The sequence below is a fragment of the Spirosoma lituiforme genome, from assembly GCF_054776635.1.
Genome location: NZ_BAAHBO010000006.1, coordinates 47,698 through 60,408 on the forward strand (window position 1 = coordinate 47,698; position 12,711 = coordinate 60,408).

At 49.0% G+C, this 12,711-nt stretch carries 10 protein-coding genes; 4 read left to right on the forward strand and 6 right to left on the reverse strand.

From position 1 onward, the window contains the following. Nucleotides 1-7: 7 nt before the first annotated feature. The 3 genes from ACYU87_RS19525 to ACYU87_RS19535 form a co-directional block, all read right to left on the reverse strand. Complete coding sequence (locus ACYU87_RS19525) at nucleotides 8-469, reverse strand: phosphatidylglycerophosphatase A family protein (RefSeq protein WP_461135776.1); 462 nt, start codon at nucleotides 467-469, stop codon at nucleotides 8-10. After that, nucleotides 462-587: a hypothetical protein gene (locus ACYU87_RS19530; RefSeq protein WP_461135777.1), complete on the reverse strand. Its 126-nt coding sequence runs from the start codon at nucleotides 585-587 to the stop codon at nucleotides 462-464. Before ACYU87_RS19530 ends, ACYU87_RS19525 begins: the two co-directional genes overlap by 8 nt. A 695-nt stretch (nucleotides 588-1,282) precedes the next feature. Further along, on the reverse strand, nucleotides 1,283-1,798 hold the full coding sequence (locus ACYU87_RS19535; RefSeq protein WP_461135778.1) for a hypothetical protein: 516 nt from the start codon (nucleotides 1,796-1,798) through the stop codon (nucleotides 1,283-1,285). A 588-nt stretch (nucleotides 1,799-2,386) separates the two neighbouring features. Between ACYU87_RS19535 and dnaE the strand changes: the two genes are divergently transcribed. Beyond that, entirely contained in the window at nucleotides 2,387-6,022 is a 3,636-nt protein-coding gene (gene dnaE, locus ACYU87_RS19540; protein ID WP_461135779.1) for a DNA polymerase III subunit alpha, read from the forward strand. 4 nt (nucleotides 6,023-6,026) lie between these two features. Here dnaE and ACYU87_RS19545 read toward each other — a convergent pair whose 3' ends face one another. The 3 genes from ACYU87_RS19545 to ACYU87_RS19555 all read right to left on the reverse strand — a co-directional run bounded on the left by ACYU87_RS19545 (nucleotide 6,027) and on the right by ACYU87_RS19555 (nucleotide 7,577). Then, nucleotides 6,027-6,440, reverse strand: coding sequence for a hypothetical protein (locus ACYU87_RS19545; protein WP_461135780.1), 414 nt, complete (start codon nucleotides 6,438-6,440; stop codon nucleotides 6,027-6,029). Nucleotides 6,441-6,498: 58 nt separating this feature from the next. Next, entirely contained in the window at nucleotides 6,499-6,759 is a 261-nt protein-coding gene (locus ACYU87_RS19550; protein WP_461135781.1) for an acyl carrier protein, read from the reverse strand. 194 nt (nucleotides 6,760-6,953) lie between these two features. Beyond that, nucleotides 6,954-7,577, reverse strand: coding sequence for a TetR/AcrR family transcriptional regulator (locus tag ACYU87_RS19555; RefSeq protein WP_461135782.1), 624 nt, complete (start codon nucleotides 7,575-7,577; stop codon nucleotides 6,954-6,956). A 511-nt stretch (nucleotides 7,578-8,088) separates the two neighbouring features. Here ACYU87_RS19555 and ACYU87_RS19560 point away from each other — a divergent pair. The 3 genes from ACYU87_RS19560 to uvrB all read left to right on the forward strand — a co-directional run bounded on the left by ACYU87_RS19560 (nucleotide 8,089) and on the right by uvrB (nucleotide 12,469). Further along, a complete protein-coding gene (locus ACYU87_RS19560) occupies nucleotides 8,089-9,801 on the forward strand; it encodes a GH39 family glycosyl hydrolase (RefSeq protein WP_461135783.1) in 1,713 nt (570 codons plus the stop codon). A 215-nt stretch (nucleotides 9,802-10,016) separates the two neighbouring features. Beyond that, nucleotides 10,017-10,286, forward strand: coding sequence for a hypothetical protein (locus tag ACYU87_RS19565; protein WP_461135784.1), 270 nt, complete (start codon nucleotides 10,017-10,019; stop codon nucleotides 10,284-10,286). Nucleotides 10,287-10,447: 161 nt separating this feature from the next. Continuing rightward, entirely contained in the window at nucleotides 10,448-12,469 is a 2,022-nt protein-coding gene (uvrB, locus tag ACYU87_RS19570) for an excinuclease ABC subunit UvrB (protein ID WP_461135785.1), read from the forward strand. Nucleotides 12,470-12,711: the final 242 nt, after the last annotated feature.

A 12,711-nucleotide genomic window follows, 5' to 3' on the forward strand; every position in this document is an offset into this window, starting at 1 on the left:
TATACGTTTATAATAGGCCTGCCAACCAGGCGGCCTGTAGCAGCACATTCGCGTAAACCCCCGCCAGCACGTCGTCCAGCATAACGCCCCAGCCTCCTTTCAGCTTCTCCAGCTTCCGGATACCGAAGGGTTTGACTATGTCGAACAAACGGAAGAGAAACAAACCTGCCAATAGGCTTTTTACGGTAATCGGCACAAACAGCAGGCTCATGCACATCCCTACTATTTCGTCAATCACAACCCGATAATTATCCTTTCCCCACTGCTCCTCAACCACATTAGCGGACCAAATTCCGACCCCGGCCAGAACGAGGGTAATCAACACTGGAAAAAAAACCGGAAAACCTCCGGTATGGGTTGCACCGGGCTGCGTCATGTACCAGACAAAACAACATGCAACCGAGGCTACCGTACCTCCGCCTTTGGGAATGTACCCAATGCCCAGACCCGTAGCAATCAGTTTATGCATGAACGGTACGAGCTTCCCCTTTTTTTATGACCTCCCTATAGAGGTTCGCCCCCGCTGCCAGGGCTTCGACAAACAAGACGTTTGATGTGCCTTGCGACGTTGTGTACTGTTGTTTCATCTAAGTAGTTTTTACGTTTATATTGGTGTAATACAATCCTTTAGATTAAGCGCCAACCAGGCTACTTCATTTCGAACCTTGTCTGACGACCCTCTTTCTGGCCTGTTAACTTCGTTTACTAATAACAACTATTACTGTCAATTGTCATTGTTTTCGTTATTCTGAAGCAAGAATCGTCCGTTTAAACAACCCCTTTAATCAGTTGTTTAAATCAATTATATAAGCTAGAAAATAGTTCACAACCGGGGTGACTTTTTATTGACTCTATGTAATAAAATAAGCTTTCCTTTTGGTTAGACTAGATTATAAAAAAACAGGCTTGCACTGTTTATATCTGAATAAAACCTGTTTCTTACGTCTTGCTGTAATGAGCAACTTCGTCCGTTTTGTCTTAATACATTCGGGCTTATACCAGACCAGTCCAGCAAAATCCTCAATTTGTACTATACTGAGAATCTACGTCTTGCTATCGAGGTCATAAAGGCCTGGGGCAATTCTACACTCTACAGAGGGCAGAGGACGCCTTCTTACAGGTTCATCCAGTTGAGAAATGGGCTGATACATCAGTATGCAGAATCCACTCATTAAATTGACTTGGCTATTTCCGATTGGTACCAACGCAAAAAAACCGGCCATTAGGCCGGTTTCAGTATATGTTTATAAAATCCTAAAGTTGAGATTCGGCTCGAATGGGGTTACTTCAATGTGCTTGTGATCTCGTCGGTTCGTGAATACTGAGCTCCATTGCGTAAAGCACGCGCTGTTGCCGAATAAACAAACTGCTTTTTACTAGTATCGAATGCGCCTGTGGCGGTGTAGTCTGAATCAATCTTACCACTGGGTAGTTCGATCTGATCAGTTGACTTATCGATAACCGTAAAAGTAGATTCATCTACTTCAGCTGTCACTCTCAGAGTATACCCACCAGTAAAGCCCCCATTGTTCGCTACTGTTGTTTCTATGTAAAGTTCTTTGCTATTTGACCCCTTAGTAATTGTTGTTGTAGCAACTCCAGGAATGGGTCCTTGGAGAATATCCGCAACAACATAAATCGTTCTGCGGGAATCTCCGACGTACGTACCTACATACTGATCACGGGGATCGACGGCATCGGCCCCACCCGATTTTTTACAGGCCGTAGTTAGTGAACCAAGAATTAGTAAGGTGAGAAATGCGTTTCTCAAGGAGGGAACGGCGTAAGTAGTTGACATACGTTAAACTATGTAATGGGTTACAGTCAAATGTTGTCTATCAAACGCCGTGCCGGGTTTGTGAAGTATACAGCTAGCACAAAACTGCCAATGTGCGTAGGTTTACACTGTAGTGGAACGATACCGCCATCCGCTCTCTTATAGGGAGAATTTCGCATACCATAGAGACAGAGTGGTCGAATTTCCAACAGCAATCAAAACGGACCAAGCTAGAAATAGCGTGAGCCTGTTTATTGATGGGGTAAAAGTAGATTTACTCGAGCATCGTTATCCGTTAATCAAACCCATTAGGGCAGAGTCAGGCATTCGATCTGGGTCAGTGGAAGATGTCATCGCCATGAAATTAGGAGCGGTTAGCGGACGAGGGATGGCCATATGTGAAGCAACGCGTTTTACAGGCCGTTCGAGAATTAGTGTAACGACGTCAACAGTCTTTTCACCCTCAGCCCTTTAGCAAAATCTTTCAAGAATCACTCTCCCTCATTGCTTCTGACCCGTGCAGTTTGCTTATTTTTACAGATAAACAAAATCTGGCGAATCAATAAAACCAGATAAATCCTGGCCGCGTCGGCGGTCCGATTAGATACTATGCAATTTTCCCATCTTCACTGTCATACTCAATACTCGCTGCTCGACGGTCAGGCCGATATTAAGAAGCTGATTAAGAAGGCTAAAAATGACAATATGCCTGCCGTTGCCATCACTGACCACGGTAACATGTTCGGCGTATTCGAGTTTGTAGCCGAAGCCAGCAAGCAGGGTATCAAGCCGATTGTGGGGTGTGAGTTTTACGTGGTAGAAGATCACCATAAAAAGCAGTTCACCAAAGAGCAGAAAGACGTTCGATATCACCAGTTGCTGTTGGCAAAAAACGCGCAGGGTTACAAAAACCTGGCGAAACTTTGCTCGCTGGGGTACATGGAGGGCTTGTATGGCAAGTACCCCCGCGTTACGAAGGCGCTGATTGACCAATATAAAGAGGGGCTGATCGCTTCGACTTGCTGCATTGGCGCATCGGTACCGAAGACCATCCTGAAAAAAGGCGAAGAAGCGGGTGAAATTGAGTTCAAGTGGTGGCTCGACCGGTTCGGTGAAGATTATTACGTCGAATTACAACGACACGATATTCCGGATCAGATCAAGGCCAATGAAGTGCTGATCAAGTTTGCCCGGAAATACAACGTCAAGATCATTGCGTCCAACGATTCGCATTACGTCGACCAGGACGACTGGGTGGCGCACGATATTCTGTTGTGCGTGAACACCAACGAAAAGCAAAGCACACCGTCGATGAAGGATTTTAGCGACGATGATGTGATGCCCAAAAATACCCGCTTCGCCTTCTTCTCTGACCAGTTCTACTTCAAGAACACGCAGGAGATGACGACGCTGTTTCATGACCTGCCCGAAGCCATCGACAACACGAACGAGATTGTCGGGAAGGTGGAAACGCTGAAACTGAAGCGCGATATCATGCTACCTAACTTCCCGATTCCCAGGGAGTTTCAGCAACATACCGACGACGTACTGAACCAGTGGGAATACCTGCGTCACCTGACGTACGAAGGTGCTAAGGAACGCTACGTCGATATTCTGCCCCATATTCAGGAACGCCTTGATTTTGAATTATTCACGATCAGGACGATGGGTTTTGCCGGGTACTTCCTGATCGTGGCCGACTTCATCAAAGCGGGTCGCGATCTGGGCGTGATGATCGGACCCGGTCGTGGATCGGCAGCGGGTAGTGCGGTGGCGTATTGCACCGGTATCACCAACATCGACCCGATCAAATACGACCTGCTGTTCGAGCGGTTCCTGAATCCAGACCGGAAGTCAATGCCCGATATCGATACTGACTTTGACGATGAAGGTCGTCAGAAAGTGATCGACTATGTGGTGCAGAAATATGGAAAAGCGCAGGTTGCCCAGATTGTTACGTACGGTACGATGGCGTCGAAATCATCGATCAAGGACGTAGCGCGGGTGATGGATTTGCCCTTGCAGGACGCCAACGCCGTCGTGAAGCTCGTACCCGACAAGCCGACGTACAACATGACGCTCAAGCGCATTTTCGAGGACCCCCTCGAAGGGCCGGGCGGCTTGTCGAACGTCATCCAGCCGGAGGAGCTGGACAATGTGAAGCGGATGCGGGCCCTGGAGTCGGGCGATAAGAGTGCGGCAGCGGCCATGCGGATCGTCGATTACGAAAAAGTGTCGGCGGTGCTTAAGCAGGCTCGCAAACTTGAAGGTACCGTTCGGAATACGGGATTACACGCGGCCGGAATTATCATTGCGCCCAGTGACCTGTCGGACATCGTACCCGTCTCGACATCGAAAGATACGACCCTCATCATTACCCAATACGAGGGGAAAGTCATCGAGGATGCAGGCGTAATCAAGATGGACTTTCTGGGGTTGCGCAACCTCACCATCATTAAGGAGTGCCTGCGTCTTCTTAAGCAGAACCACGGCGGATTACTCATCGATGGCGTTGAAACGGGCATCGATGACATTCCGCTGGACGACGACGAAACGTATAAACTGTTCCAGCGGGGCGAGACCAACGCGGTGTTCCAGTTTGAATCCGACGGCATGAAGAAGCACATGAAAGATCTGAAGCCTGACCGCTTCGGTGATCTCATTGCGATGAACGCCCTCTACCGTCCCGGCCCGATTGCCTACATTCCGAACTACATCAACCGGAAACACGGTCGTGAAGAAGTCAAATACGACATGCCAGAAATGGAAGAGTATTTGGCGGATACCTACGGTATTACGGTCTATCAGGAGCAGTTGATGCTGCTATCGCAGAAGCTGGGTAACTTCACCAAAGGGGATGCCGACGTACTGCGAAAGGCAATGGGAAAGAAAGACCGGGCCACGCTGGACAAAATGAAAGGTAAGTTTATGGATGGCTGCGCGGCCAATAAACTACCCCTCAAAGTCTGCGAGAAAGTCTGGACCGACTGGGAAGCGTTTGCGTCGTACGCCTTCAACAAATCGCACTCGACCTGTTACGCGTTCGTCGCTTACCAGACGGCCTACCTCAAAGCGCACTACCGTCCGGAATACATGGCGGCCGTTCTGACAAGCTGCCTGGGCACCATCGACAAGATTACGTTCTTCATGGAAGAATGTAAAAATATAAACATTCCGGTTCTTGGCCCGGACGTCAACGAATCCGAACGCTTTTTTGGGGTTAATCAGAAGGGGGAAATTCGCTTCGGGTTAGGTGGTATTAAAGGAGCGGGTGATGCCGCCGTGGAAGCCATTATCGAGGAACGCAAAGCAGGTGGCCCGTTCAAAGACATCTTCGATTTTGCCATCCGGGTCAACCTGCGGACGGTGAACAAGAAAACGTGGGAATCGCTGGCTTATGCCGGTGCGTTCGACAGCATCGACGAGTACCACCGGGCGCAATATTTTGAGTTGGCAGAGGGCGATACGTCACCGTTTCTGGACAAGATTATCCGGTACGCCAACAACTACCACGCCGAGAAAGCTGCGGCTCAACAGTCGCTGTTCGGGGCTATGATGGGCGGAGAGCCCATGCTCAACCGGCCTAAAGCTCCTCTTGTAACGGAGTGGAACCAGATCGAAAAACTGAAATTCGAGAAGGACGTTGTTGGCTTTTACATCACCGGTCACCCACTGGATGAGTTCAAGCTCGAAATGGATGGCTTCTGTAACGCTACATTGGCTAACCTCTTCGAGACCAAGCAGGCCGAAATTAAAGTCGGCTGTATTGTTTCCGCCGTACAAATGCGCGTCACCAAAAGTGGCAATCCGTTCTGTATTTTCAAAGTTGAGGATTACAACTCATCGCTTGAAATGGCCCTGTTCGGCGATGATTACGTCCGGCTGGTGCAATACATTGAGGTCGGGCGTTTTCTGCACATCACGGGCAAAACCCAAAACAAATGGGGATCGGAGCAGCTGGAGTTCAAACCAGCGAGCATCCGGCTACTCAACGATATGCGGGAAAAATTCTGTAAAGAACTTCGCGTGTCACTAACCATCGACGCCCTGAATGCACAGCTAGTGACCAAAATAAATGAGCTGGTCAATGCCCATCCCGGCACGTGTACGCTCTCGTTAAACGTAATCGACCATAACGAACGAATTGAAGTCAGCCTGCAGTCCAGAACGCTGAAAGTATCCCCCGCTAACTCATTCCTGCGGGCACTGGAAGCGATTGACGGCGTATCGTGTAAGGTAGCGTAGCGGATTACGCTACTCTTTCGGTTACTCTTTTTGGTGAAAAGAAAGCGGTTCCAGCCAGCGATCTATACGAGGTTTCTAGCTCGTCGAATGAGTTGGTTAACTGCTCAATCAGCGTTTGCATCGTTGCGTGCGCCTGCGAAAGTCTTCGAATAAGGGCTTCATTGGCTGATTCAGCACGAAGTTCCGCTACTTTTTCGGTTAGTATGAGGGCCAGCTCACCAAAAAACTGACTGCGCTGGTGCATGCAGTCGCGCAGGTACTGGCTCAACACGCTGAGATCGGTGTGCATCTTCCCGATTTGACTGAGTTGACGATCATAATTGCGGACGATAGTCCGGGAAGCTGTCACAAACGTTAACCAACGTTCATAATCGGCCCGGAGTACTATTGCTGAGAGGTTGGGTTGAGGAGTTGTCATTAGCTATTACCTGTTAAGACGATACAGCCTATACGTTATTTTCGGGGTAGTCGATGCACTAGACGGGAGACCCGTTGTTAAAAATTACTTCACCAACGAGGTAAGTTTCCAACTGACCAACGGTTCGAATACGCCACCAGTCTTCGTCGGGGATGCGAATGCTGAACCTGTCTTCAACCTGCAGCATCAAATCGGTTATTCCCAGCGAGTCAAGACCCAGATCCCGGCTGAAGTGGGCTTGATCAGAGAGTGCCGTTACATTCAGGCCAATGCTGGTAAATACGTCCAGCAGGCGGTTGTTTAGTTGTTGACGTGTCATACAGCAACGGGTAAAAGGGTTGATAAGGTCTACGAGGCACTTCACACGGCTGGTCACTGATGCAGCAACCGGCTAGTTCTACTTGTCGAGGCTTATTCGAGTTAGTACTTCCGGTAATGACTTCATTCCGCTTTATCAGGTCAATTTAACTAATCATTTAATTTAAACGTTTGATTAAATTAAGGACAAAAAAATCAGGTCTTTACCTGGGGCGAAAAAAGGTATTCGCAAAGCATTTCTCTGACATAACCCATGTGCTTCATGGCGAACTGATTAAAGCCTTCCTCATTGAAGCCCTGGGTCAGCATGGTCATTGGTTTGGAAACGAACAGAAACTGAATGTTGGCAACAATCATCGTCATAATATGATGAGCACTGATTGGAATGATGATACCTTCTTCCACAGCCTGCTCTACCTGCTGTTGAAATATGGATTCGGGTATTTTTTTGGCCATACCGATGGTAGCCGCCATTCGCTCCGGGTTCTTATGTAACTCGTTCATAACGAATATACTTAAGTTCGGATTACACATCATCATCTGGAACTGATGATCAATCAGTTTCGATATTTTTTCTTTCAGACTAATAGGCTGGTTGAATGTGACCAGCATGCCTTCAAACATCAGATGACACATGTCATCGAAAATGACCTGAAACAGCTTCTCTTTACTGCGGAAATAGTAATTCATCAGGGCACTGTTGATCCCGGCAGCCTGGGCAATATCGCGAGTGGTTGTACCGTCGAACCCCTTCTCCAGGAACACCGCTTTGGCGGCCTCCTTAATGCGTTCTTCAGTGGATAAAACGGTTTCGTTCATTTTTCGCCTTGTTGTTAGGTCAAAAGTAGATGAGTATACGGGCTAAAGCAAATGATTTAATCAAAAAATTTAATCATTTGCTTAAATTTTACTTTCCGTTCCGTTAGTTAATTAAAAAGTAAACTACCGATCAACTATAATGACTACGTGATGCTAATCATTTGCTTGGGGCAACCTGTCATCAATAACTGGTCCTGTTTATCAACCGGTAGTAGTATACGAACAATCCTGCGGGCAAACTGTCCGCGATATTACGACAAACAAGTATACTAAACAGGCAATTAAGAGTAAGTTTTCATCACTTTGGTGCACAAGCAACTACACCTGCTTTAATAGCTATGGCTCTCTAACGGGCAATCAGGACACCGCTCGACGTGACAACGGTTGAGTAGAATTTACCGGCACGGGTAGTTTGTTTCGGAGTATGGAGCAGGTCCACAAATAGTATTCTCACGGGTATATAGCAGTAGGTCTGCTTTAAAACGTTTCCCATTCCATACACCCATCGTATATGTTCAGACCCCTAGTCATGTCCAGCTTCACGAAGCGTCTTTCCCGTACATTCACCTTATGCCTGCTGGTTATAACAGGCAGCCTGGCTCAACCCAAACCGGTCGACATTCGGGTCGATCTATCGAAAACCAAAGAACCTCTGAAACCCATCTGGGCCTGGTTCGGCTATGATGAGCCAAACTATACGTATATGAAGGATGGTAAGAAATTGCTGTCCGAGATTGCCAGTCTGAGCCAGGTACCTGTGTTCGTTCGGGCGCACAGCTTGCTGGTTACGGGTGATGGCAAGGCTGCCCTGAAGTGGGGATCGACCAATGCCTATACCGAAGACAAAAACGGCAACCCTGTTTATGACTGGACAATCGTCGATAAAATCTTCGATACGTATGTTGAGCGCGGCATGAAACCGATTGCCCAAATCAGCTTCATGCCCGAAGCCCTTTCCACAAAACCCGAACCCTACAAACACAATTGGGGACCCGGCAATCAGTACAACGATATTTATACCGGCTGGGCTTACCCGCCCAAAGACTACAAAAAGTGGAGCGAACTGGTTTATCAGTGGGTCAAACATTCGGTGACGCGGTATGGCCAGAAAGAGGTAGAAAGCTGGTACTGGGAACTCTGGAACGAACCGAACATTGGCTACTGGAAAGGCACCGTTGAGGAATACATCAAGTTGTATGACTACACGGCGGATGCCGTTAAACGGGCGCTGCCTACGGCCAAAATGGGCGGCCCCGAAGTGACCGGGCCGGGAAGCGAGGGCTCAGCCAGGTTCTTTCGAGCCTTTATGGATCACATTGTACGTGGCAAAAATGCTGTTACAGGCAAGACCGGCGCTCCCCTCGACTTTGTTACGTTTCACGCCAAAGGTGCACCCAAACTGGTGAACGGGGTCGTGCAAATGAACATGGGAATTCAATTTCGCGATCTGGACAAAGGCTTCGAGATTGTGGCCTCCTACCCTACGCTGAAGCACCTGCCCATCATCATTGGCGAGTCGGACCCCGAAGGATGCGCGGCCTGTTCGGAGGACTTGCACCCGCAGAATGCCTACCGCAATGGCACCATGTACGCCAGTTATACGGCGGCAGCCTTTGCCCGAAAACACGATCTGGCCAACGCCCGCGGGGTCAACCTCATTGGCGCGGTAACCTGGGCGTTCGAGTTTGAAGATCAGCCGTGGTTTCGCGGGTTTCGGGACCTGGCTACCAACGGTGTCGACAAACCGGTCCTCAACGTATTCCGGATGTTTGGCATGATGCAGGGCAGGCGAGCGGAGGTAAACACGGACCTGGCCTATGATTTTACGAAAATCAAAAATGAGAGCGTTCGGGGAGAACGGGACATTAACGCGCTGGCAACCAAAGATACCAAATCGGCCGCGGTGCTGGTCTGGAATTACCACGATGACAACGTAACAGGCCCCGACGCACCGGTACAGGTGAAACTGAAAGGCATTCCTGCCCGACGGGTACTGGTCGAGCATTACCGCATCGACCAGCAATTCAGTAACTCCTACGAGGTCTGGAAAAAAATGGGCTCTCCCAAATCGCCTACTACCGGGCAGATTACAGAACTGGAAAAAGCCGGACAACTTCAGTTGCTGACTTCTCCCTCATGGCTCACGACTAAAAACGGTGTTCTGGCTATACCCTTTCTACTGCCTGGGCAGGGTGTTTCGCTGGTAAAATTATCCTGGCAATAAGCTATGCTTGTCTGCCAGGGAGCTTACCGGACCGTTTCCTCACTATTTTATTTATCGACCAACAAAGCTCATTTCAGATAGTAAATCGTTCCATTACAAATTCATTACGGTAAAATAGGACAGCCGCTATTTAGTTAGATAGCGGCTGTTTTTTACCCTCACCTTCTGTGTGACAGGCCTTAACGATAACTAATTACTCTTCACCAATACCTTCCATGAACATAACAAAAGAAGCCTACGATCGTCAGCCCTTGTTGATTCGACAGGGTGCGCTGAAACTCTGGGGGATACCCCTCGCCAGACATTCCGACCTTTACCGAACTCGCCAGCTTTATCGATTCAATGATTTTTTCGCTGAAGCCTGTTACGATAACACGAGTGGCCAGTTAACCTGCGTTTGCTCCTTTACGCAGCCGAAACGATTAGAGCCCTATTTGGATCAACTAGACCTTAACGACGTAAGAATTCTGCGCGCTATTCCGTGAAGAATGGCCTTCCGGAAAAGTTAACTCGTTAGCCGTGCGATACATCTGCCTGTGGGCGGTTTATTGAATCAGATTGGTCATACCAGGAGCGGATAATTTCTGAACCGCTCTTGGTATCTACTCCGGGATTTCGTAAATTAGCCAGATTCCAAACGGCAATAATGAACTTTAAACTAACCTCTGAATTTCAACCAACCGGCGATCAGCCAAAGGCCATCGAACAGTTGGTTAAAGGCGTAAATGAGGGTGAGCCATCGCAGGTACTTTTAGGCGTAACCGGTTCCGGAAAGACCTTTACCGTCGCTAACCTCATTGCACAAACCAACCGCCCCACGCTCGTCCTGAGCCATAACAAGACCCTGGCAGCCCAGCTTTACGGCGAATTCAAGCAATTTTTCCCCGATAACGCCGTCGAGTACTTCATCTCCTACTACGACTATTACCAGCCGGAAGCCTTCATTGCGACCACCAATACGTACATCGAAAAAGACCTGGCCATCAACGAAGAAATCGACAAACTTCGGCTGGCGGCTACCTCGGCCCTCATGAGCGGTCGGCGCGACGTGATTGTGGTGGCTTCGGTATCCTGCATTTATGGCATGGGTAATCCCGAGGAGTTCAAGCGAAACGTGGTAACAATTGGCGTTGGTCAGCAGATGAGCCGCAATCAGTTTCTGCACCAGCTGGTCAGCATTCTGTACAGCCGGACGGAAGGCGAATTTCAGCGGGGCAACTTCCGCGTCAAGGGCGATACCGTTGATCTGTACGTAGCCTATGCCGATTTTGCCTACCGTGTCATTTTCTTCGGCGACGAGATCGAAACGATTCAGCGAATAGACCCCGGCACGGGCAAAAAAATATCGTCGGAAAATATAGTAACGATCTTTCCGGCCAATCTTTTCGTAACCGGGCGCGACACCCTCAATGACGCCATGTACCAGATTCAGGACGATATGGTGTCGCAGGTACGCTATTTTGAGTCGGAGTTTCGCGAGCAGGAGGCCACCCGTATACGCGAACGGACGGAGTTCGATCTGGAAATGATGCGGGAGTTAGGGTATTGTTCCGGTATTGAGAACTACTCGCGCTATTTCGACAAACGCAAGCCGGGGCAGCGCCCTTTCTGCCTTCTTGATTATTTTCCGGACGATTACCTGATGGTGATTGATGAAAGCCACGCAACCATTCCGCAAATTCGGGCCATGTGGGGTGGCGACCGCTCCCGGAAAACAGCTCTCGTCGATTATGGTTTCCGCCTTCCATCGGCCATGGACAACCGGCCGCTCACGTTTCAGGAATTTGAAGACTTATCGGGTCAGTCCATTTATGTATCCGCTACGCCATCGGATTATGAACTTCGAAAAAGCGAGGGAGTGGTGGTCGAGCAACTCATTCGGCCCACAGGCTTGCTTGATCCCGAAATCGAGGTTCGCCCCAGCCTGAACCAGATCGATGATCTGCTCGAATCCATCGACGGCCGTATCAAAAACGGGGAGCGGGTGCTGGTTACAACGCTTACCAAACGAATGGCTGAGGAACTGACCAAGTACCTGGACCGGGTCGGTATCAAGACCCGCTATATTCACTCCGAGGTGAAAACCCTGGAACGGGTCGAGATTCTGCGGGATTTACGACTGGGTAACTTCGACGTACTGGTGGGCGTCAACCTGCTCCGGGAAGGTCTCGATTTACCCGAAGTATCGCTGGTCGCTATAATGGATGCGGATAAAGAAGGCTTCCTGCGCGATATTCGATCGCTGATTCAAACGATTGGCCGGGCGGCTCGTAACGTTAATGGCAAGGTAATTATGTACGCCGACCGCATTACGGGTTCGATGGAGAAAGCCATCGACGAAACCAACCGACGGCGGGCCATTCAACTCGAATACAATACGGATAACGGCATTACACCGAAAACCGTACTGAAATCGCGCGAAGCCATTATGGGTCAGACCAAGGTAGCCGATTCTCAGGCGAAACATTTCTACGTAGAACCCGACGAAATCCGGATTGCCGCCGATCCGGTCGTGCGTTACATGGGCAAAGGTGATCTGGAGAAAGTAATCAACGAAACCCAGTCGAAAATGGAGCGTGCTGCCAAAGACTTGGACTTTATGGAAGCAGCCCGCCTGCGCGACGAGTTATTTCAGCTACGGGATAAATTGAAGCAGGAAACGGCGTAGATTTCATCAAATCATAAAGATTTGTAATCAAATGAATTCGTAGTTAAAGACATTTGATTACGAATTCATGGCTGGGGAGAGATTCCAGGCTCTGACCTTGAGGTGATGCGGTTCGTCCGTGTCACCTCATTGTCGTTCATACCGTGATGGGTAATCCAAGACAGACATTAGCGTGTGACACGAACCATCCGAAAGCTAGCAAGTTATAAAAACTTCATACCTTGCAACCCGTCAGCATAAAA

Coding starts and splice junctions, on each gene's coding strand:
- ACYU87_RS19560 (WP_461135783.1), top strand. CDS start 8,089: ATGTTCAGACCCCTAGTCATGTCCAGCTTCACGAAGCGTCTTTCCCGT.
- ACYU87_RS19525 (WP_461135776.1), bottom strand. CDS start 469: ATGCATAAACTGATTGCTACGGGTCTGGGCATTGGGTACATTCCCAAA.
- ACYU87_RS19530 (WP_461135777.1), bottom strand. CDS start 587: ATGAAACAACAGTACACAACGTCGCAAGGCACATCAAACGTCTTGTTT.
- ACYU87_RS19535 (WP_461135778.1), bottom strand. CDS start 1,798: ATGTCAACTACTTACGCCGTTCCCTCCTTGAGAAACGCATTTCTCACC.
- uvrB (WP_461135785.1), top strand. CDS start 10,448: ATGAACTTTAAACTAACCTCTGAATTTCAACCAACCGGCGATCAGCCA.
- ACYU87_RS19545 (WP_461135780.1), bottom strand. CDS start 6,440: ATGACAACTCCTCAACCCAACCTCTCAGCAATAGTACTCCGGGCCGAT.
- dnaE (WP_461135779.1), top strand. CDS start 2,387: ATGCAATTTTCCCATCTTCACTGTCATACTCAATACTCGCTGCTCGAC.
- ACYU87_RS19565 (WP_461135784.1), top strand. CDS start 10,017: ATGAACATAACAAAAGAAGCCTACGATCGTCAGCCCTTGTTGATTCGA.
- ACYU87_RS19555 (WP_461135782.1), bottom strand. CDS start 7,577: ATGAACGAAACCGTTTTATCCACTGAAGAACGCATTAAGGAGGCCGCC.
- ACYU87_RS19550 (WP_461135781.1), bottom strand. CDS start 6,759: ATGACACGTCAACAACTAAACAACCGCCTGCTGGACGTATTTACCAGC.